Raw genomic sequence first — 21,516 nt, 5'->3', positions numbered from 1 at the left:
CATGGCTCAGCCCACCTTCAAGAACTACATCAACGGGCGCTGGGAAAACGGCGTCACCACTGGCATCAGCGAAAACCCGTCGGACCTGTCCGACGTGGTGGGCGAATACAGCCGCGCCGACGCCAGCCAGACGCAGTCGGCCATCCGCGCCGCCGCTGACGCGCGCAGTGCGTGGGGCCAGAGCACGCCGCAGCGCCGCGCCGATGCGCTCGACCAGATCGGCAGCGAAATCATTGCGAGGAAAGACGAGCTCGGCGAACTGCTGGCCCGTGAAGAGGGCAAGACCTTGCCCGAGGCGATCGGCGAGACGGTACGAGCCGGCAACATCTTCAAGTTCTTCGCCGGCGAAGCGCTGCGCATCGGCGGCGAGAAAGTGGCCTCGGTGCGGCCCGGCGTCGATGTGGAAATGAGCCGCGAGCCGGTCGGCGTGGTCGGCATCATCGCGCCGTGGAACTTCCCGCTCGCGATTCCCGCGTGGAAGATCGCGCCCGCGCTCGCCTACGGCAACTCGGTCGTCTTCAAGCCCGCCGAGATCGTGACGGCCTGCGCCTGGTCGCTGGCCGAGATCATCAGCCGCGCCAATCTGCCGGCGGGGGTGTTCAACCTCGTGATGGGAAGTGGCCGCCAGGTCGGCCAGGCGCTGCTCGACAGCACGCTGGTCGACGCGGTGAGCTTCACCGGCTCGGTGGGCGTCGGCGAGCAGGTGCTGAAAGCCACCACCGCCCGCCGCGCGAAGGTGCAGCTCGAGATGGGCGGCAAGAACCCGCTCGTCGTGCTCAACGATGCCGACCTCGATCAGGCGGTCGAAGTGGCTGTGCAAGGCTCGTACTTCTCCACCGGCCAGCGCTGCACCGCGTCGAGCCGACTCATCGTCGAGGCCGGGGTGCACGATGCCTTCGTCAGCCGCCTGCGCGATCGTGTGAAGGCGTTGCGTGTGGGCCATGCCCTGAAGCGCGAGACCGAGATCGGCCCCGTGGTCAGCAGCGACCAGCTGGCGCAGAACCTGTCCTACGTCGAACTTGGCCGCACCGAAGGCGCCGAGCACATCTGGGGCGGCGACGTGATCGAGCGCGACACTCGCGGCCATTACATGAGCCCGGCGCTCTTCCTCGCGCAGCCGCAGCACCGCATCGCCCGCGAAGAGATCTTCGGCCCGGTGGCCGCCGTGCTGCGCGCCGACGACTACGAGCACGCGCTCGCGCTCGCCAACGACACACCCTTCGGCCTGTGTGCCGGCATCTGCACCACCTCGCTCAAGCGCGCCACGCATTTCAAGCGCCACGCTCAGGTCGGCATGGTGATGGTCAACCTGCCCACCGCGGGCGTCGACTACCACGTGCCCTTCGGCGGGCGCAAAGGTTCGAGCTACGGCCCGCGCGAGCAGGGCAAATACGCCGCCGAGTTCTACACGACCGTGAAGACGGCCTACACGTTCGCCTGAAAGGTCACCCAGCCTTTCACACAACAGAACACACAACAGAAGGTCTTCAACGAAAGACATTCATTTCGCAAAACGCCGCTTCGTTCCGCCAAACATTCCACCAAGACATCCCCACGAGGAGACAACATGAAACTGCAACGACGCACCCTGATCGCAGCCGCCACCGCCGCACCGTTGGCCGGCCTGCTGCCCACCGCTTTCGCCCAGAAGAAGATCGTGCTGGGCTTCAGCCAGATCGGGGCTGAAAGCGAATGGCGCACCGCCAACACCGAGTCGATCAAGTCGTCGGCCAAGGAGGCCGGCATCGAGCTCAAGTTCTCCGACGCGCAGCAGAAGCAGGAGAACCAGATCAAGGCCATCCGCAGCTTCATCGCGCAGAAGGTCGACGTGATCGCCTTCTCGCCGGTGGTCGAGTCGGGCTGGGGCACGGTGCTGCGCGAGGCCAAGGCCGCGAAGATCCCGGTGATCCTCTCCGACCGCGCCGTCGACGAGAAGGACGACAGCCTCTGGGTCAGCTTCATGGGCTCCGACTTCGTGGAAGAAGGCCGCAAGGCCGGCCGCTGGCTGGTGGAGAAGATGAAGGGCCAGACCGGCACCGTCAACATCGTCGAGCTGCAAGGCACCGTGGGCTCGGCGCCCGCGATCGACCGCAAGAAGGGCTTCGAGGAAATCATCAAGGCCGACCCGAAGTTCAAGATCATCCGCTCGCAGACCGGCGACTTCACCCGTGCCAAGGGCAAGGAAGTGATGGAAGCCTTCCTGAAGGCCGAGGGCAAGAAGATCAACGTGCTCTACGCGCACAACGACGACATGGCCATCGGCGCCATCCAGGCCATCGAAGAGGCCGGCCTGAAGCCCGCGAAGGACATCATCATCATCTCGATCGACGCGGTGAAGGGTGCCTTCGAAGCCATGATCGCCGGCAAGCTGAACGTGTCGGTCGAGTGCAGCCCGCTGCTCGGCCCGCAGCTGATGGCCGCGGTGAAGGACCTGGTGGCCGGCAAGCCGATCCCCAAGCGCATCGTCACCGAGGAAGGCGTCTTCCCGATGGAAGTGGCCGCCAAGGAATTCCCGAAGCGCAAGTACTGACGCGCTGAACCGCTGGCGGGCTGCACCCCGGGGTTGCCACACGCAACGCTCCGGGTGGCCCGCTGCATCCCCACAAGAAGGAGACAGACAGCATGCAGAAGATTCGACGCCTGATCGTCGCGGCGCTGGCCACCGGCCTCGTCGCGGTGATGCCCATTGCCCAGGCCCAGGAGAAGGGCCTCATCGGCATCTCGATGCCCACCAAGTCGTCGTCGCGCTGGATCAGCGATGGCCAGAGCATGGTCAAGTACTTCCAGGCCAAGGGCTACAAGACCGACCTGCAGTACGCGGATGACGACATCCCCAACCAGCTGGCCCAGGTGGAGAACATGATCACCAAGGGCTCGAAGGTCCTCGTGATCGCGGCCATCGACGGCACCACGCTGTCGGATGCGCTGCAGAAGGCTGCCGACAAGGGCGTGAAGGTCATCGCCTACGACCGCCTGATCCGCGGCTCGAAGAATGTCGACTACTACACCACCTTCGACAACTTCCAGGTCGGCGTGCTGCAGGCCAACTCGATCGTCGACAAGCTCGGCCTGAAGAGGGGCTTGGGCCCGTTCAACATCGAGCTCTTCGGCGGCTCGCCCGACGACAACAACGCCTTCTTCTTCTACAACGGCGCGATGTCGGTGCTCGACCCGTACATCAAGAGCGGCAAGCTCGTGGTGCGCAGCAAGCAGATGGGCATGGACAAGGTCGGCACCCTGCGCTGGGATGGCGCCGTGGCCCAGGCCCGCATGGACAACCTGCTCTCGGCCTACTACACCAACGCGCGGGTCGATGCGGTGCTGAGCCCGTATGACGGTCTCTCCATCGGCATCCTCTCGTCGCTGAAGGGTGTGGGCTACGGCACGCCGAAGCAGCCCTTCCCGGTGGTGAGCGGGCAGGATGCCGAGCTGCCTTCGGTGAAGTCGATGCTGGCGGGCGAGCAGTACTCCACCGTGTTCAAGGACACGCGTGAACTCGCCAAGGTGACGGTCGACATGGTCGATGCCGTGCTCGCCGGCAAGCAGCCGCAGATCAACGACACCAAGACCTACAACAACGGCGTGAAGGTCGTGCCCTCGTACCTGCTGAAGCCGGTGAGCGTGGATGCGTCCAACTGGAAGCCGGTGCTCGTGGGCAGCGGCTACTACACCGAGTCCCAGGTCAAGTAAGAGCGTTCAAGCGGCTTGAGCCTGCGTCTGACCCCGATTCGTCGCGCAGGCTCTTTTTTGATCTCCAAGCCATGAACATCCTCGAGATGCGCGGCATCACCAAGACGTTCCCGGGCGTCAACGCGCTCAGCAACGTCAACCTGGCGGTGCGCCAGGGGGAGATCCACGCCGTCGTCGGTGAAAACGGCGCCGGCAAGTCGACGCTGATGAAGGTGCTGAGCGGGGTGTACCCGTGCGACACCTGCAGCGGCGAGATCCACTTCCAGGGCGAGCTGCGCCGCTTCAAGAGCATTGCCGACAGCGAGAAGCTCGGCATCATCATCATCCACCAGGAGCTGGCGCTGGTGCCGCTGCTGTCCATTGCCGAGAACCTCTTCCTCGGCAACGAGCCTGCCCGCCACGGCGTGATCGACTGGGGCGAGGCGCATCGCCGCACGCGCGAGCTGCTGGCGAAGGTCGGCCTCCACGAATCGCCGTCCACACTCGTCACGCATTTGGGCGTGGGCAAGCAGCAGCTGATCGAGATCGCAAAGGCGCTCGCCAAGGAGGTGAAGCTCCTGATTCTCGACGAGCCCACCGCAAGCCTCAACGAGAGCGACAGCGAAGCGCTGCTCGAGCTGCTGTTGCAGCTGAAGGCACAGGGCATCTCGTCGATCCTCATCTCTCACAAGCTCAACGAGATCGCCAAGGTGGCCGACTCGATCACCGTGCTGCGCGACGGCAGCACCGTCGAGACGCTCGATTGCCGCGAGCAGCCGGCGAGCGAAGACCACATCATCCGACTGATGGTCGGCCGTGAGATGGCCGACCGCTACCCCAAGCGCACACCCAACCCGGGCGAGGTGGTGTTCGAGCTGCGCGACTGGCATGTGCACCACCCGCTGCACGCCAACCGCGAGGTGGTGAAAGGTGTGAACCTCACGGTGCGCCGTGGCGAGATCGTCGGCATTGCCGGCCTGATGGGCGCCGGCCGCACCGAGCTGGCCATGAGCCTCTTCGGCCGCGCCTACGGCCAGCGCATCAGCGGCGAGGTGCTGAAGAACGGCCGCCCCATCGACACCAGCACCATCGACCGCGCCATCGCCCAGGGCATCGCCTACGTCACCGAAGACCGCAAGGGCCTGGGCCTGGTGCTGCACGACGACATCCGCCGCAACATCACGCTCGCCAACCTGCGCGCGGTGTCGAAGCGCGGCGTGATCGACGGTGGCCGCGAGCATTCGGTGGCCGTCGACTACCGTCGCAAGCTCAACATCCGCAGCTCCGGGGTGCACCAGGCGGTGGTCGACCTCTCGGGCGGCAACCAGCAGAAGGTGGTGCTGAGCAAGTGGCTCTTCGCCGAGCCTGAACTCCTGATCCTCGACGAGCCCACCCGCGGCATCGACGTGGGCGCCAAGTTCGAGATCTACAGCCTGATGGCCCGCCTGGCCGAAGAAGGCAAGTGCATCCTGATGATCTCGTCGGAGATGCCCGAGTTGCTCGGCATGTGCGACCGCATCTACGTGATGAACGAAGGGCGCTTCGTGGCCGAGTTCACCGCGGCCGAAGCGTCTCAAGAAAAAATCATGCGCGCCATCGTCAAGGCAGGCAGCGCAGTTCACCAGACAGAAGAGATCGCTGCATGAGCAACCCGTCAACGTCGTCGCAGCGGGCCGAGCGCTGGGCCGCTCCCGAGCCGGCCCGCATCCCCTCGGGGGATCGGCCGACGTACCCGTCGGCCGAGGGGCGGTCATTCATCAAAGCCAACATGCGCGAGTACGGCATGTTGCTGTCGCTCGTGGTCATCATGGGCCTGTTCCAGGTGCTGACCGACGGCACGCTGCTGCGGCCCCTGAACCTCACCAACCTCGTCTTGCAGAACAGCTACATCGTCATCATGGCGCTGGGCATGCTGCTCGTGATCGTGGCCGGGCACATCGATCTTTCCGTCGGCTCGGTGTGCGGCTTCATCGGCGCGCTCGCGGCGGTGCTGATGGTGCAGATGGGCTGGCACCCGGTGCCCACCACCATCGCCTGCCTGGTCGCCGGTGGTCTGATCGGCGCGGCGCAGGGATGGTGCGTGGCCTACCGCCGCATCCCGTCGTTCATCGTCACGCTGGCCGGCATGCTCGTCTTCAAGGGGCTGTCGCTCGCGTTGCTCGGCGGCATGTCGGTCGGGCCGTTCCCGGTGGCCTTCCAGCGCCTGAGTTCCGGCTTCATTCCGGAAGTGTTCACCGATGAGGGCATGCGCCTCACCTCGCTCGTGATCGGCGTGATCGCCGCGGCGATCTGGTTTGCCGTGCAGATGCGCGCGCGCCGGCACCAGGCCAAGCACGGCATGGACGAAGAGCCTTATCCCTTCTTCCTCGGCAAGACGCTCGTCTTCGCAGCACTCATCGTGGCCTTCAGCTGGCTCATGGCTTCGTACAAGGGCCTGCCCAATGTGCTGATCGTGATGGTCGTGCTGATGCTGGCCTACGACTTCGTCACGCACCGCACCACGCTCGGCCGGCGCATCTATGCGCTCGGCGGCAACGAGAAGGCCACGCGCCTGTCAGGCATCAAGACCGAGCGGCTCACGCTCTTTGCCTTCGCCAACATGGGCGTGCTGGCCGCACTCGCCGGGCTCGTGTTCGCCGCCCGCCTCAACACCGCCACGCCCAAGGCCGGCCTCGGCTTCGAGCTCGACGTGATCGCGGCGTGCTTCATCGGCGGCGCCTCGGCCTCGGGGGGTGTGGGCAAGGTGATGGGGGCGGTGATCGGCGCCTTCATCATGGGCGTGATGAACAACGGCATGTCCATCATGGGCATCGGCATCGACTACCAGCAGGTCATCAAGGGGTTGGTGCTGTTGGCGGCGGTGTTCATCGACGTGTACAACAAGAACAAAGCCTGAAGCGCCTGTCACATGGTCTACCGAGAGCACCCCCACGACGATTGCCCGCAGCCGCTGCTGCGCTTGAGCGGCGTTTCCAAGCAGTTCTCCGGCGTGCGGGCGTTGCACGACGTCGGCCTGCGCCTCTTCCCCGGCGAAGTGCATGCGCTGATGGGGCAGAACGGCGCCGGCAAGTCCACCCTCATCAAGGTGCTGACGGGCGTGTTCCCGGCCGATGGCGGCGAGATGCTGCTCGGTGGACAGGCCATCGCCCCTGCGTCGCCGCAAGATGCGCAAGCCCTGGGCATCAGCACGGTCTACCAGGAGGTGAACCTCTGCCCGAACCTCTCGGTGGCCGAAAACATCTTCGCCGGCCGCTACCCGCGCCGTGGCGCGCTCGGCGCCTGGCGCATCGACTGGGCGGGCATGAACCGCGAGGCCGAGGAGTGGCTCGCCAAGCTCAACATCCGCATCGACGTGACGCGCCGGCTCGACAGCTATGCGGTGGCCGTGCAGCAGATGGTCGCCATCGCGCGGGCCTTGAGCGTGTCGGCCAAGGTGCTGATCCTCGACGAGCCCACCTCCAGCCTCGACGAAGACGAGGTGGCGCGCCTCTTCGACGTGCTGCGCCGCCTGCGCGGCGAGGGCATGGCCATCCTCTTCGTCACGCATTTCCTGGAGCAGGTCTACGCCATCTCCGACCGCATCACCGTGCTGCGCAATGGAGAACTCGTCGGCGAGTACCAGGCCGCGATGCTCGGGCCGACGGCGCTGATCACCGCGATGGTGGGGCGTGAGCTCGCGGCGAGCCAAGGCCAGGCGCAGGCGCGCACCGTGGCGGCCGATGCGACCCCGCTGCTCGAGTTGAAAGGCCTGGGCGAGCGCGGTCAGCTGCAGCCGGTGGACCTGCACGTGCATGCCGGCGAGGTCGTGGGCCTCGGCGGCCTGCTGGGATCCGGCCGCACCGAGCTCGCGCGCCTGCTCTTCGGCTTGTCGTCGGCCGACAGCGGCGAGCTGCGCGTGGACGGCCAGGCGGTGACGTTCAAGACCCCGGCCGATGCCGTGCGCCACGGCATCGGCCTGTGCCCCGAAGAGCGCAAGGCCGATGGCATCGTGGCCGATCTGTCGGTGCGGGAGAACATCGCGCTTGCGCTGCAGGCGCGGCATGGCATGGGCAAGTTCCTCTCGCGCGAGCAGCAGGCCGAGCTGGCCGAGCGCTACGTCAAGGCCCTGGGCATCAAGACGGCCAGCATCGACACCCCCATCGGCCTGCTCTCCGGTGGCAACCAGCAGAAGGCCATGCTCGCGCGCTGGCTGGCCACCGAGCCGCGCCTCCTGATCCTCGACGAGCCCACGCGCGGCATCGACGTTGCGGCCAAGCAGGAGATCATGGACAAGATCCTCGCGTTGGCCGACGACGGCATGGCCATCGTCTTCATCTCGTCGGAGATGAGCGAGGTGGTGCGTGTCTCGAACCGCATCGCGGTGCTGCGCGACCGCCGCAAGGTCGGCGAGCTGCCAGCCGGCAGCAGCGAGCAAGCCGTCTACCACCTGATCGCGGCCGAATCATGATGAGCCGACTCTTTCAACATCGCCTCGCGTGGCCGATCGTCACGCTCGTCCTGCTGCTGATCCTCAACGCAGCCTTCAACCCGAGCTTCCTGCACCTGGAGTGGCGTGATGGCCACCTCTACGGCAGCCTGATCGACATCCTCAACCGCGCGGCGCCGCTGATGCTGGTGGCGCTCGGCATGACGCTCGTGATCGCCACGCGGGGCATCGACATCTCGGTGGGTGCGACCGTCGCCATCACCGCGGCCATCGCCGCCTGGATGATCGGCGGTGCGCTCGTCGTGCAGAACGGCGTGGCCACGCACGTGAGCCGCTTCCCGATGCCGGTGGCGATTGCCGCGGCGCTCGGCGTGGCGCTCGTCTGTGGCCTGTGGAACGGCGTGCTGGTGGCGCGCGTGGGCATGCAGCCCATCGTCGCCACGCTGATCCTGATGGTGGCGGGGCGCGGCATTGCGCAGCTCATCACCGACGGCCAGATCATCACGATCTACTACGCGCCGTATTTCTTCATCGGCAGCGGCTACTTGCTGGGCATCCCGTTCTCGCTCTTCATCGTGGCGGCGGTGTTTGCCCTTCTGTGGTGGGTGGTCACGCGCACGGCGCTCGGCCTCTTCATCCAGGCGGTGGGCATCAACCCCGCGGCGGCCCGTGTGGCAGGCGTGCGCTCGCGGCTCATCACGCTCTCGACGTATGGCTTCTGCGGCCTCTGCGCCGGGGTGGCGGGGCTGCTCATCAGCTCGAACGTCAAGAGCGCCGATGGCAACAACGCCGGCCAGCTGATGGAGCTCGACGCCATCCTCGCAGTCACGCTCGGCGGCACCTCCCTCAACGGCGGGCGCTTCAGCCTAGCCGGCAGCGTGCTGGGCGCGCTCATCATCCAGACGCTCACCTATGCGATCTACTCGATGGGCGTGCCGCCCGAAGTCAATCTCGTCGTCAAGGCGGTGGTGGTGTTCATCGTGATGCTGCTGCAGTCGCCCGAGTTCCGGCAGACCGTGCGCGGGCTCGTCTTCCGCGCGCCGGTGGGAGCCCGCTCATGAGCGCGTCACCGATGGCCGCGGGCCTGGGCGCGACAGGGCAGGGCGCCATGCTGCGCCGCCCGAAATTCGACCCGAAGTACCTGCCTCTCACCGTCACCATCGCACTCTTCTTCGCGATGGCGACCGCGGGTTCGGTCACCTACACCGGCTTCTTCTCGCCGCAGGTGTTCCTGAACCTGCTGATCGACAACGCCTTCCTCTGCATCGTGGCGGTGGGCATGACCTTCGTGATCCTCTCGGGCGGCATCGACCTCTCGGTGGGCTCGGTGATCGCGCTGACGACGATGGTGTCGGCCTCGCTGGTCGAGAAGCACCAGTGGAGCCCCGCGGTGGTGCTGCCGCTGGTGCTGCTGATGGGCACGGCCTTCGGCGCCTTGCAGGGCTTCCTGATCGAGCGCTTCCGCCTGCAGCCCTTCATCGTGACGCTCGCCGGCATGTTCCTCGCGCGAGGTCTGTGCTACCTCATCAGCATCGACTCCATCAGCATCACCAACACCACCTACACCGCGCTATCGCAGTGGCGCCTGCCGGTGTGGGGCGACGCCTCGATCACCGTGAGCGCGCTGATCGCCATCGTGGTGGTGCTGGCGGCGATCTTCATCGCGCACTACACGCAGTTCGGCCGCACGGTGTATGCCGTCGGCGGCAGCGAGTATTCGGCCACGCTGATGGGCCTGCCGGTGCGTTCCACCATCGTGGGCGTCTACACCCTCAGCGGCTTCTGCTCGGCACTGGCCGGCGTGGTGTTCACCTTCTACATGCTCTCGGGCTACGGCCTGCACGCGGTGGGGCTGGAGCTCGATGCCATCGCCGCGGTGGTGATCGGCGGCACGCTGCTCACGGGCGGTGTGGGCTATGTCGCGGGCACGCTCTTCGGCGTGCTGATCCTCGGCATCATCCAGACGCTGATCATGTTCGATGGCACGCTCAGCTCGTGGTGGACGCGCATCGTGATCGGCGCGCTGCTCTTCGTCTTCTGCCTGCTGCAGCGGGTCTTCGAATCGAAGCGACAGCGATGAAGCACGGCGTGATCGGCATCGACTGGGGCACCACCCACCGCAGGGCGTATCTGCTGGGCGAGGGTGGCGCGCTGCTCGATGAGCGCAGCGATGACCAGGGCCTGCTCGCCGCGCGCGGACGTTTCGCCGACGCGTTCGACGCGATCGTGCAAGGCTGGCCGCGCGAGCTGCCGGTGGTGATGTCGGGCATGGTGGGTGCGGCCTCGGGCTGGCAGGAGGCGCCGTACCTCGAAGCCTCGACACCGCTCACCACGCTCTCACGCCACCTCGTGCCGCTGAAGGACGCGCCGCAGGGCCGGCGCATCGCCCTCGTGCCCGGCTACCGCTGGATCAGCTCGAACGGCGAGGTCGACGTGATGCGCGGCGAGGAGACCCAACTGCTCGGCGCGCTGGTGCTCGGCCAGTCGGATGGCTGGGTGGTGCTCCCGGGCACGCACAGCAAGTGGGTCCGTCTCGAGCAGGGCGCGATGCAGGGCTGGCGCACCTACATGACGGGTGAACTCTTCGCGCTGCTGGGCCAGCACGGCACGCTGGCCGGCCTCATCGGCCCCGACGATGTGCCGGCGGCGTTCGAGGCCGGCTTGCTCGCTGCCGGGCGCGGTGCGCTGTCGCACGCGATCTTCGGCTGCCGCGCCAAGGTGGTGACGGGCCGCATGCCGGCCGCGCATGCGCGTTCCTACCTCTCTGGCCTCTTGATCGGGGCCGAGTGGGGCGACACCCGACCGTCCCCGCGCACGGTGACCGTGGTGGCGGCCGGGGCACTGGCGTCGGCTTACGGAGAAGCCGCGCGCCACCACGGCAGCACGCCCGTGGTGCTCGAACCGCGGGCGGTCTACCTCGCCGCCTTGGCGACTCTGCAGGAGGGCATGGACAAGTGACGGAGCTGCAAACCTTCCGGCCGCCGCTGGTGGCCATCCTGCGCGGGCTCGCGCCCGAGCACGCGCGCGCCGCGGCGCTGGTGCTCTTCGAGGCGGGCTTTCGCATCGTCGAGGTGCCGCTCAACCGCCGTGGCGCCCTGTATTGCATCGAGGCCATCGCGGCCGCGGCACCGGCCGACGCGCTGGTGGGCGGCGGCACGGTCCTGTCGACACGCGAGGTCGACGAGGTGCACGCGGCCGGGGGCCGGCTGATGGTCGCGCCCAACTGCGATGCCGACGTGATGCGCCGCGCCGCCGAGCGCGGCATGGCGGTGGTGCCGGGCGTGGCCACGCCGACCGAGGCCTTCAACGCGCTGCGCTGGCGTGCCCATGCGCTCAAGATCTTCCCGGCCGAGATGGTGGGGCAGGCCGGGCTCAAGGCCTTCAAGTCGGTGCTGCCGGAGGGCACGCCGCTGTTGCCCGTGGGCGGTGTGACGCCCGAGAGCCTCGCCGGCTGGGTCAAGGCCGGCGCCACCGGCTTCGGCATCGGCGGCCAGCTGTTCCAGCCGGGCATGGCGCTCCACGAGTTGGGGCGCCGCGCGCGTGAGTTCATCGCCGCTTGGCATGCGGCCACCGCTATCCCCACGGCGACACCGGTGCCGTCGACCGCTCACGCAGAATAGGCCGGCCGGGAATGGCCCGGTCAACATGGGCCGGGTGAATGGAACAGGTCGATGCGGTGGTGGTGGGTGCAGGCGTGATCGGCCTGGCCGTCGGGCGGGCACTCGCGCAACGCGGCCTCGACACCATCGTGCTGGAAGCCGAAACCGCCATCGGCACCGGCGTCAGCTCGCGCAACAGCGAGGTCATCCACGCCGGGCTCTACTACCCCGCCGGCTCGCTGAAGGCGCGGCTGTGCGTGCAGGGCCGGCAGATGCTCTATGCGTATTGCGAGTCGCATGGTGTGGCGCACCAGCGCTGCGGCAAGCTGGTGGTGGCGACCGACGACAGCCAGGTCGCCGGGCTCGACGGATTGATGAAGAAGGCGGCTGCCAACGGCGTGCACGACCTGAAGCGCCTCACGCGCGCCGAGGCCTTGGCGATGGAGCCGCAGCTTCAGTGCGAAGGCGCCATCCTCTCGCCGTCGACCGGCATCGTCGACAGCCACGGCCTGATGCTCGCGCTGCAGGGCGACCTGCAATCGGCAGGGGGTGACGTGGCGTTGTCGTCGCCGGTCGAGCGCGTCCGGTGCCTCGAAGGCCACCACGTGCTGCACGTGGGCGGCGACGAGCCGATGGAGCTGGCCGCCCGCTACGTGGTCAACGCGGCCGGCCTCTGGGCGCCCAAGCTGGCGGCCGCGACCGAAGGTCTCGACAGGGCGCATGTGCCGTCCGCCCACTTCAGCCGAGGCTGTTATTTCTCGCTTGCCGGCCGTGCGCCGTTTTCCCGCCTCGTCTACCCGCTGCCGCAGGACGCCTGGCTCGGCGTGCACCTCACGCTCGACCTCGGCGGCCAAGCCCGCTTCGGCCCCGACGTGGAGTGGCTGCCCGATTCAGTGGCCGAACAAGGGCTCGACTACACCGTGAACCCGGCCCGCGCTTCAGGCTTCTACGCCGACGTGCGCCGCTACTGGCCGGGCCTGCCCGACGGCGCGCTGCAGCCGGCCTACGCCGGCATCCGCCCCAAGATCCACACACCTGACCAGCCCGCGCCCGACTGGTGCATCGAGGGTCCGTCGCACCACGGTGTGCCGGGTCTCGTGAACCTCTTTGGTGTGGAATCGCCCGGGCTCACCTCGTGTCTTGCGATTGCCGGTGAGGTGGTGGCCATGCTCGACGCCGGGTTCGCGGGGTAGCGCGCACACCCCTCAGCCTTCAACATTCCCCGAGCAATCAACATCGGCGGACGGGGAGGGGAAGCGAAATGGTTGAAGCTTGTGAGAACACGCGCCTGAAAAGTCGCGAGGCCAGGTGGTCGGCCCGCCTGAAGAAGGTTGCGCTCGCCGGGGTGCTCGGCCTGCTTTCTGCCTGCGGGGGTGGCGGTGGCGGCTCGGGCAGCCCACCCGCCCCTGCGGTGGCGCCAACCATCACCTTGCCGCCGGCCAGTGTGTCGGTCGCATTGGGCCAGACGGCCACGTTTTCGGTACAGGCCTCCGGCACGGCCCCGCTGGCCTTCCAGTGGCAACGCAACGGCGCCGCCATCTCGGGCGCCACCAGCGCCAGCTACACGACGCCACCGGCCGCAGCGCAGGACGACGGCACGGCCTATTCCGTGACGGTGAGCAACGTCGCTGGGAGCGCCAACAGTGCCCCGGTGCAGCTGAGCGTCATCGCAGCGCCCGTGGCTCCCGCCATCACGGCGTCGCCAGCCAACGTGTCGGTGGTGGAAGGTGGGAGCGCCTCGTTCAGCGTCACCGCAACCGGGAGCGGGCCGCTGCAATACCAGTGGCTGCGAAACGGTGTCGACATCCCCGGCGCCCAGGCCTCCACCTACATCCTGGGAGCCACCACGCTGGCCGATGACGGCGCCGCCTTCAGCGTGCGCGTGACCAACGTGGCCGGCACCGACACGAGCGGCACCGCCACGCTTGCCGTCTCCAGCAGTGGGGCGGCGCCCACGATCGTGGCGCAGCCTCAGCCCCTCACGCTGCCGGCCGGGGCTGTGGCCAGCTTCAGCGTCGCCGCCCGGGGCGGCCCGTTCACCTACCAGTGGCGGCGCAATGGCGTCGACATTCCCGGCGCCACCGGCAGCAGCCACACCACGGCTGCGGCGACGCCGGGCGACAACGGGGCCGAGTTCACGGTGTCTGTGCGCAATGGCGCCATCAGCACGACGAGTGCACCTGCGGCCCTGACGGTCATCGGCGCGGTGGCGTTTCCGTCGACCCGCATCACGATCGTGGTGCCAACTGCGCCTGGGAACTCATTCGATCTCGCGGCACGTGATCTCGCGCTGGCTCTGTCGGAAGATCAGGGCTGGACCGTGATCGTCGACAACCGACCGGGTGGCAACGGGACGACCGGCATGGCGCTGGTGCTCGGTGCCGCCGCCGACGGCCATACCCTCCTGTTCGGCAACAACTGGATGGCGACCGCCTCGACCTTCTATCGCCGGCTGGCCTACGACCCGATTGGCGACTTCGAGCACCTGGGTGGTGCCGGCCATGTCCCGATGGTCATGACGGGGGCGCTGGCATTGCCTTCCGGCACCTACCCAGCGTTGGCTTCGTGGATCGACTCGCGACCCGCGGGCAGCGTGCGCATCGGCCATGCCGGCCTCGGCTCGCGGTCTCACCTGTGCGCGTTACTGTTCGCGCATCTCGACGGGACGGTGCTCACCCAGGCCGCCTACGCCGGCCCGTCCCTGGCCTTGAGTGACCTGTTCAATGGCCAGATCGATCTGTATTGCGATGACGCGATGCAGGCGCATATCGAAGCGGGGCGTGTGCGTCCTTACGGAGTCTCGGCACTTGAGCGCAGCGCGTTGCCGGCGCTCGCCGGCATCCCGACGCTGGACGAAAGCGGATTGACGGGCTTCGACGCGACCGACTGGCACGGCTTGCATGCGCCACGCGGCACACCGGCTGCGGTCATCGCGAGGCTGAATGCCGCGCTTCGAACGGCGATGGTCAACCCCGGATACTTGTCCCGGCGTGCGAATGCGGGGGCGCGTGCGGCGATGGGGCCGTCGCTAACCCCCGCCGGCCACCGTGCCTTCATCCAGGCGGAAGCGGGCAAGTGGCGCCCGCTCATACAGGCTGCGGGGCAGTACCTCGACTGAGCGAAAGGCCAGGCTCGCTCAGCGATTGCCCGCCGGCAACGGCGGCAGCGTCTTGAGGTGCGCGTACATGGCCCGCACGTCGGTGTCGTTCATCTCCTTCAGCGCGATGAAGGGCATCACCTTGCTGACCTCGCTGCCGTCGGGCCGCTTGCCGGTCTTGAGCATCGCGGCGAAGGCCTCGGCGCTCGGGTAGTGCTTCATCGCACTGCCTTCCCCGGGCGTGAGGTTTGCGGCCGCCGGCCACTCGGGCGGGGCGCCTGGGATCTTGCCGCCCGAGAGCTTGGCGCCGTGGCAGCCGATGCACGAGTTGATGACGTAGGCACCGTGCTCGGCGCTGGCCGCCACGGGCACCGGGGCCGAAGGCGGCAGCGTGTGGTCGATGACCTCGGCCGCGTCGTGCACCACGCCAGCCGCGTACAGCGTCTTCACGAGCGGCGGCAGTTCCAGCACCGCGGCCGTGCCCGAGGCGGGCGGCATCTGCCGCAGGTAGGCCACCATCGCGCCGAGGTCGGCGTCGGTGAGGCGTGCGTAGTCTTCGCTGGGCATCACGATGGCCGGGCGGCCATCGGGCTTCACGCCGTGGCGCAGCGTGCGCACCCAGTCGGTCACGTCGTACTTCGCCACCACGTTGCCGGGGCCGGGCGTGATGTTGGGGGCACGCACGTGCATGCCCTTGCCGTCGTTGACCACGTCTTTGCCGGCGCCGTCGACGCCGTGGCATTCGGTGCAGCCGCGCGACATGTAGAGGTAGCGGCCACGTTCGATGCTGGCGGCGTCGGTGGGCAGCGTGAGGGCGGCGACGTTGACCGACACGATGCGGTTCATCTTGCGCTGGCCAAGCTGCGTGCCCACGACGAGCGTCGAGGCGCCGAGCGCGATGAGGCCCAGCACGGCGAGGCCGCCGCGTTTCACCCATTTGTTCATGTTCTTCTCCTGGAGGGCGGCTCAGCCGAGGTCGCGCGTGAGCTTCGACCAGTCGTGTGCAGACAGGTGCGGGCGCACCACGTTCAGCACCGCTTCGAACACCTCGGCCGGCGCACCGGCCTTCATGCCGCCGAGCAGGGCGGCGCGCTGCTGCGGGGTGATGCCTGGCACCATCCAGCGCATCGTGAGCATGGTGTCGGCGGGGCTGATGGTGGCGACCAGGCGGGCCTCCAGGTCCATCAGTTCCTCGTCGGTGTAGTGCTCCCACAGCGCGGCGGTGTTGGCCGTCTCCTCGATGTGCATGTGCTGCAGGTTCTCGGCGATGAAAAGCGCGAGGTGGCGGTACAGGCGCAGCGCAAGCACGTGGCGCTGGGCGTCGCTGGCGTCGTAGACGGCGCGAGTCTCCTTGTGCAGCGCGTCGATGCTTTGCAGATGCTCCACGTGGTCTTCGCTGGTGCGGCTCGCCCCGGCCGGCTGGCGGGCCCGGATGGCGGTGTGGATGAAGTCGTTCTCGTGGCGCACGTGCTTGGCGCAGAAGTCGAGCAGCGACTCGACCTGGCTCAGTGCGCCGGCGAGGTCTTCGGCATCGGTCACGTCGACGCGGCCGAGGCGGGAGAGGGTGTCGCCCATGAAGTTGCGCAGCGCCTTGTGGATGGGCTGGTAGATGTCGAATCGCTGCGCGGTGGCGGGGGTGGTGTCTTGCGTGGCGGCGTCGGCGTGGATGGCGGTCGTCATGGGTCTCTCCTGATGGGTTGAAGGGGTGCCGCAGGGTTCGCGGCATGGTTGTCAGTGTTCCGGGGCGGGGCGGGCCAGGCATCGCCTGAAGGAGCCATCGCATGGCCCGCGGCGGGCCACCCCGGATGAGGGGGTGAGGGGCTCAGCGGGCCACGGGCTCGGCCGTGAAGACGCTCAGCACCCGCAGCGGCAGCGCACTGTTGTTGGCGATCTGGAAGTCGCAGCCGGGCGGCACCACCAGCGTGCACGGCGCCTGGAAGCGCACCGGGCCGCCGTCGAGCAGCAACTTGCCCGAGCCCGAGAACGCGAGGCAGGCGAAGCTGCCGCCGTGGCGCTGCAGCGGCGTGTGGGCGCCGGGCGGCAGGGTGTGCACCCAGACCTGGAAGTCGTGCACGCCGCAAGGCGGGCCGATGGCGCAGAAGTGCTGCTCGCCCTCGCGGTCTTGGGCGAGGCGCTGCAGGTGTTGGTGGTGGAAGACGTGCATGCCGGGCAGTCTGCGCAGCCGGGTGGGCGGCGGCATCGCCCAGAAGAGCCATTGGTCACTCGCCGCGGCCGATGCTTTGGGCAGAATTGCGCGCATGCCTGCCTCCGCCGCCGTTCTGGCGCCGTCGTTCGCCCTTGCCAAGATCCAGCCGCCGCGGCCCCGGGCCGGGCTCGTGGCCCGCCCTCAGCTCGAAGAGGCGCTCGGCCGCGCGCTGATGGAGCAGCGGCTCACCCTGCTGGTGGCACCGGCCGGCTACGGCAAGACCTCGGCGCTCGGACGGCAGATCCGCCTGCTGCCCGAGGGGCCCGAAGGGCTCGCGCTGGCCTGGGTCTCGGTCGACGAGGACGACCAGCTGCCGCGCTTCCTGGCGTGCCTGGCGACCGCACTCGAACCTTATGACCTGCCGTGGCGCGTGTCACCCGAAGCGCTGGCCCTCCTGGCGCAGGCCGAACACGGCTTGCGCGACGTGGCCACCGAGCTGGCCAACGCACTCGCCGGCACCGAGGTCTGGCGCGGGCTCATCGTGCTCGACGACGCCCACCGGCTCAGCGACCCGCGCATCTTCGAGCTGCTGCAGGCGCTGGTCGAGCGGCTGCCGCCGCGCTGGGGCCTGGTGGTGGCGAGCCGGGTGGAGCCGGTGCTTTCACTCGCGCGGCTGCGTGCGCAAGGTGAGCTGGCCGAGTTCCGGCAGTTCGACCTGCGGTTCAACGAAGCCGAGGTCAGCGCCTTGCTCGACCTCAATGCCGGCAGCAGCGCCTGCACCAGCCCCCGAGAGCTGATGGAGCGCACCGACGGCTGGGCCGCAGGCCTTCGCCTCAGCCTGGCGGCTCGGCCGGGCACGGCGAGGGCGAGCGTTCCCACGCAACGCCACCTCTTCGACTACCTGGCCACCGAGGTGCTCGACGAGCTGCCCGCCGAGCTGCGCGACTTCCTGCTGCGTTGCTCGGTGCTGCCCGAGCTCACGGTGGCGCGCTGCGGCCATGTGGCCGAGACGCCGCATGCCGCGCGGCTGCTCGAAGACATCGAGCGCCGCGGCCTCTTCGCGAGCGTCATGGAGGCCGACGAGTTCACGCTGCGCCTGCACGATCTCTTCCGCGATTTCCTGGAAGACCGGCTCCAGCGCGACTTCCCCGACGAGCTGCCACGCCTTTTGCGCCGCGCGGCCGAGCACGAGCCCGACCTGTCGCGGGCGGTGGGCTACCTGGCACGCGCCGGTGCCTGGGATGAAGCGACAGCCGTGCTCGCCAAGCGTGCGCAGGAACAGCTGGGCGTTGGCGCCGGTGCGACGCTGGAGCAACTGCTGACGCTCTTCCCGGAAGAAGAACTCGCGCGCCGGCCCGACCTGCAGCTGGTGAAGGGCCTGGCCGCCTGGCCGCATTTCGACTGGTCGACGCTGCTCGTCGCGATGCAGCAGGCCGCCGAGGGCTTTGCCCGCATGGGCCGCCAGCGCGACGCGGTGCTCACGCGGGCCAACGTCTGCTCGGGGCTCTGGCACGCCGGCCGCCTGGCCGAGTCGACCCGTGAACTCACGGCGCTGCGCGCGATGCCGCTCGACGATGCGGCTCGCGCCTTCGTCTACTACAGCAGCGCGTGGGACGAATTCGTGGCCGCGCGCACCGAGCGGGTCGCGCCCATGTTTGCCGAGATGCTGGCCTCGCTGGAGCGTGTGCCGGTGCCGATGCTGTGGATGCAGTTCCCCGCGCACTGCGTGTTCGTCGGCCTACCGGGCATGCAACCGCTGCTCGATCGCTTTGCCCACAGCGCGATGCGCGTGTGCGGCGATGCGCCCACGCAGCTGCGCGCCGGCGTGGCCAACATCCGTGCCTGGCTGGCGCTCGGCGCGGCCCAGCTCGACGACGCCGGGCAATGGCTGCAGCGTTGCGAGGAAGACAGCCACTGGCTCGGCATGCCGCGCATCCTCGCCACCGAGCTGCGCCTAGCGCGCACGCTGTGGCTCGCGCTGCGCGGCGAGCGCGAGGCCTGCCACGCGGTGGGCCGCGAGATGGTCGACGACCTGCGCCTGCACAGCCCGCTGAGCCACCGGCAGGTGCACGAATCGGAGGTGCTCTTCGTGCACCTTCGCGCCTGCTGGATCCTGCGCGACGACGAGGCGCTGCGCCGTGTCGACGCCGAGCTGCAGCGCGCTGGCAATGCCTACGAATGGCCCGCCGCGCCGGCCAACCGTGCCTTCGGCCAGGCGCTGGTCGCGCTGGCCGATGGCCGTCTCGACGACGCACGCGTGCTGCTGCAGCCGCTGGCCGATGACGTGAACCGTTCGCTTTTCTACCCCGCCACGCAGGCGCGCTTGCTGCTGGCCGACGTGCACGTGCAACAGGGCCGGCTCGACCTCGCCGCGATCACGCTGCAAAACTGGTTCGACGAGGTGCGCGACCGGCGCGAGATCGGCGGGGCCTTGTTCGCCGGCCCGCAGGTGCTGGCGCGGCTGCAGTCGGCGCCCTGGGGCGCGCGCCTGCCGGCGGCCGACCAGGCGCTGCTTGCGCACTTGTCGTCGGTGCTGGGCCTGCAGGCGCCGGTGGTGGCGATGCCGAGCGCTCGGCCCGCGGGCACCGCGGGGCTGAGCGAGCGCGAAACCGAGGTGCTCGCGCGCATCGCCGCCGGCGACAGCAACAAGCTCATCGCCCGCGCCTTCGACCTGAGCCCGCACACCGTGAAGCGGCACGTGGCCAACATCCTCGGCAAGCTCGGCGTCGACACGCGCGGCCAGGCGGCGGCGCGCTGGCGCGAGTTGAACGACGCTTAAGACTTGTCGAGGTCGGCCTTGCGGATGCGCACGGCCACCTTCTTCTTCGGCGCTTCGGCGGGTACGGCTGGTGCAGCCGTGGCGCTGGCGATGAAGACGTCTTCTGCCGTCGGGGCGGCGTCGGCGGGGGCGACGCCGGCCGCCGGTGCATCCTTGATGACGCGGGTGAAGGGCGCGAGGATGTTCACCATCTGCGCATAGATCTTCGGGTTGCCGGCCACCACCTCGCGCTGATACATGAAGTCGGCCTCGCCGGTGAAGTTGCCGATCAGGCCACCGGCCTCGGTGATGATGAGCGAGGCGGCGGCGATGTCCCAGGGGTTGAGTCCGGTCTCGAAGAAGGCGTCGTAGTGGCCTGCGGCCACGTAGCAGAGGTCGAGCGCCGCAGCGCCCGGGCGGCGCACGCCGGCGCAGGAGGTCATCACCTCGGCAAACATCTTCAGGTAGCGCTGGAAGTTGTCACCCTTGCGGAAGGGAAAGCCGGTGCCGACCAGCGAGTCGGACAGGCGCGTGCGCTTCGAGACGCGCAGGCGCTTGTCGTTCAGGAAGGCGCCGCGGCCCTTCGAGGCATAGAAGAGGTCGTTGCGCGTCGGGTCGTAGACCACGGCCTGCTGGATCTGGTCGCGGAAGGCGAGGGCGATCGAGACCGCATAGAACGGCAGGCCGTGGATGAAGTTGGTGGTGCCGTCGAGCGGGTCGATGATCCAGACGTATTCGCTGCTCTTCGCGCCATGCGTGCGGCCCGACTCTTCGGCCAGGATGCCGTGGCCGGGGTAGGCGGCGAGCAGGGTCTCGATGATGGCTTCTTCACAGCGATGGTCCACCTCGGTCACGAAGTCGTTGGCTGACTTGGTGGTCACCTTCAGGATGTCGAGATCGAGCGAAGCGCGGTTGATGATGGTCCCCGCGGTACGGGCCGCCTTGATGGCGACGTTGAGCATGGGGTGAAGCGCTTGCGACATGGGGCGTCCTGCAAAGGAAAAGGAAAGAGGCGGATGGCGGTGTGGAAAGAGCGGGGTGCGCGGATCTCGCGAAGAGAGCGGCACGGATAATCGAATTTTAAGCGCGAGCCCATGAACGACACACGTTTCGTCCTCATCAACACCAGCCATCCGGGCAATGTGGGTGCGGCGGCACGGGCGATGAAGGTGATGGGCTTCAGCGATCTGGTGCTCGTGGCACCACGGTTTGCCGACGTGCTGGTGCAGGAAGAGACGGTCGCGATGGCCAGCGGCGCGGCCGACATCCTCGTGCGCGCCCGCGTGGTGGGCACGCTGACCGAAGCGCTCGACGGCGTGAGTTATGCCTGCGCCACCGCCATGACGCCGCGCGATTTCGGCCCGCCGACCCACGCACCGCGTGAACTCTTCACGACCTTGGCCAAGACCGACCACCGCGTGGCCTTCGTCTTCGGCTCCGAGCGTTATGGCATGGGCAACGACGACGTGTACCGCTGCCATGCCTGCCTGAGCATCCCCACGCACCCCGACTACGGCTCGCTCAACCTCGCGCAGGCGGTGCAGCTCATCGCCTACGACTGGCGGCAGGCGCTCGGTGGCTTCGAGGTCGCAGCCCGCACGCCGGCGGCGGCACCAGCCACCGCGAGCGATGTGCAGGGCCTGCTCGACCACTGGAAACAGGCGCTGACCGACGTCGGCTTCCTCGACCCGGCCGCGCCGAAGAAGCTGATGCCTCGCCTGAACCAGCTTTTCAACCGCGCCGAGCTGACGGCGGAAGAGATCCACATCCTGCGCGGCATCGCCCGCGCGATGCAGGGCGGCCGCAAGCCCTGACAACCCG

At 68.4% G+C, this 21,516-nt stretch carries 18 protein-coding genes; 14 read left to right on the top strand and 4 right to left on the bottom strand.

The genetic code is table 11. From position 1 onward, the window contains the following. The first annotated feature begins 1 nt into the window (after position 1). The 12 genes from KF892_06430 (at position 2) to KF892_06375 (ending at position 14,812) form a co-directional block, all read left to right on the top strand. The gene (locus KF892_06430; protein ID MBX3624631.1) at positions 2-1,441 is read left to right on the top strand and encodes an aldehyde dehydrogenase family protein; all 1,440 of its coding nucleotides are present in this window, start codon (positions 2-4) and stop codon (positions 1,439-1,441) included. A 126-nt stretch (positions 1,442-1,567) separates the two neighbouring features. Next, entirely contained in the window at positions 1,568-2,530 is a 963-nt protein-coding gene (locus KF892_06425) for an ABC transporter substrate-binding protein (GenBank protein ID MBX3624630.1), read from the top strand. A 92-nt stretch (positions 2,531-2,622) separates the two neighbouring features. Continuing rightward, positions 2,623-3,690, top strand: coding sequence for a sugar-binding protein (locus KF892_06420; GenBank protein ID MBX3624629.1), 1,068 nt, complete (start codon positions 2,623-2,625; stop codon positions 3,688-3,690). 71 nt (positions 3,691-3,761) lie between these two features. After that, positions 3,762-5,315: a sugar ABC transporter ATP-binding protein gene (locus KF892_06415; GenBank protein ID MBX3624628.1), complete on the top strand. Its 1,554-nt coding sequence runs from the start codon at positions 3,762-3,764 to the stop codon at positions 5,313-5,315. Then, positions 5,312-6,565 (top strand): sugar ABC transporter permease, encoded by a 1,254-nt coding sequence (locus KF892_06410; GenBank protein MBX3624627.1) that lies wholly within the window; start codon positions 5,312-5,314, stop codon positions 6,563-6,565. Before KF892_06415 ends, KF892_06410 begins: the two co-directional genes overlap by 4 nt. Before the next feature lie 12 nt (positions 6,566-6,577). After that, the gene (locus KF892_06405; GenBank protein MBX3624626.1) at positions 6,578-8,116 is read left to right on the top strand and encodes a sugar ABC transporter ATP-binding protein; all 1,539 of its coding nucleotides are present in this window, start codon (positions 6,578-6,580) and stop codon (positions 8,114-8,116) included. Further along, on the top strand, positions 8,116-9,156 hold the full coding sequence (locus KF892_06400; protein ID MBX3624625.1) for an ABC transporter permease: 1,041 nt from the start codon (positions 8,116-8,118) through the stop codon (positions 9,154-9,156). The genes KF892_06405 and KF892_06400 overlap by 1 nt, the downstream gene beginning before the upstream one ends. Then, complete coding sequence (gene yjfF, locus KF892_06395; GenBank protein MBX3624624.1) at positions 9,153-10,175, top strand: sugar ABC transporter permease YjfF; 1,023 nt, start codon at positions 9,153-9,155, stop codon at positions 10,173-10,175. Before KF892_06400 ends, yjfF begins: the two co-directional genes overlap by 4 nt. Continuing rightward, the gene (locus tag KF892_06390; GenBank protein ID MBX3624623.1) at positions 10,172-11,053 is read left to right on the top strand and encodes a 2-dehydro-3-deoxygalactonokinase; all 882 of its coding nucleotides are present in this window, start codon (positions 10,172-10,174) and stop codon (positions 11,051-11,053) included. Before yjfF ends, KF892_06390 begins: the two co-directional genes overlap by 4 nt. Before the next feature lie 5 nt (positions 11,054-11,058). Next, complete coding sequence (locus KF892_06385; protein MBX3624622.1) at positions 11,059-11,715, top strand: 2-dehydro-3-deoxy-6-phosphogalactonate aldolase; 657 nt, start codon at positions 11,059-11,061, stop codon at positions 11,713-11,715. 38 nt (positions 11,716-11,753) lie between these two features. After that, positions 11,754-12,887: an NAD(P)/FAD-dependent oxidoreductase gene (locus KF892_06380; protein MBX3624621.1), complete on the top strand. Its 1,134-nt coding sequence runs from the start codon at positions 11,754-11,756 to the stop codon at positions 12,885-12,887. Between the two features lie 68 nt (positions 12,888-12,955). After that, a complete protein-coding gene (locus KF892_06375; protein MBX3624620.1) occupies positions 12,956-14,812 on the top strand; it encodes an immunoglobulin domain-containing protein in 1,857 nt (618 codons plus the stop codon). An 18-nt stretch (positions 14,813-14,830) separates the two neighbouring features. On the opposite strand, the gene KF892_06370 is transcribed toward KF892_06375, so the two are convergent. The 3 genes from KF892_06370 to KF892_06360 all read right to left on the bottom strand — a co-directional run bounded on the left by KF892_06370 (position 14,831) and on the right by KF892_06360 (position 17,051). After that, the gene (locus tag KF892_06370) at positions 14,831-15,736 is read right to left on the bottom strand and encodes a c-type cytochrome (GenBank protein MBX3624619.1); all 906 of its coding nucleotides are present in this window, start codon (positions 15,734-15,736) and stop codon (positions 14,831-14,833) included. Positions 15,737-15,757: 21 nt separating this feature from the next. Then, positions 15,758-16,471, bottom strand: coding sequence for a hypothetical protein (locus KF892_06365; protein ID MBX3624618.1), 714 nt, complete (start codon positions 16,469-16,471; stop codon positions 15,758-15,760). Positions 16,472-16,613: 142 nt separating this feature from the next. After that, positions 16,614-17,051: a cupin domain-containing protein gene (locus tag KF892_06360; GenBank protein MBX3624617.1), complete on the bottom strand. Its 438-nt coding sequence runs from the start codon at positions 17,049-17,051 to the stop codon at positions 16,614-16,616. On the opposite strand from KF892_06360, the gene KF892_06355 reads away from it, so the two are divergent. Then, positions 17,050-19,716: a transcriptional regulator gene (locus tag KF892_06355; protein ID MBX3624616.1), complete on the top strand. Its 2,667-nt coding sequence runs from the start codon at positions 17,050-17,052 to the stop codon at positions 19,714-19,716. The genes KF892_06360 and KF892_06355 overlap by 2 nt on opposite strands. Here the strand turns inward: KF892_06355 and KF892_06350 are convergent. Then, positions 19,713-20,678 (bottom strand): inositol monophosphatase, encoded by a 966-nt coding sequence (locus tag KF892_06350; protein ID MBX3624615.1) that lies wholly within the window; start codon positions 20,676-20,678, stop codon positions 19,713-19,715. The two genes, KF892_06355 and KF892_06350, sit on opposite strands and share 4 nt — an antisense overlap. 111 nt (positions 20,679-20,789) lie before the next feature. Here KF892_06350 and KF892_06345 point away from each other — a divergent pair, with 111 nt between their 5' ends. Beyond that, a complete protein-coding gene (locus KF892_06345) occupies positions 20,790-21,509 on the top strand; it encodes an RNA methyltransferase (GenBank protein ID MBX3624614.1) in 720 nt (239 codons plus the stop codon). Positions 21,510-21,516: the final 7 nt, after the last annotated feature.

The organism is Rhizobacter sp. (assembly GCA_019635355.1).
In the GTDB taxonomy this organism is placed as follows: domain Bacteria; phylum Pseudomonadota; class Gammaproteobacteria; order Burkholderiales; family Burkholderiaceae_C; genus Rhizobacter.
Note: the sequence above shows the minus strand (reverse complement) of the source record. Positions and strands in the feature narration are given on the sequence as shown.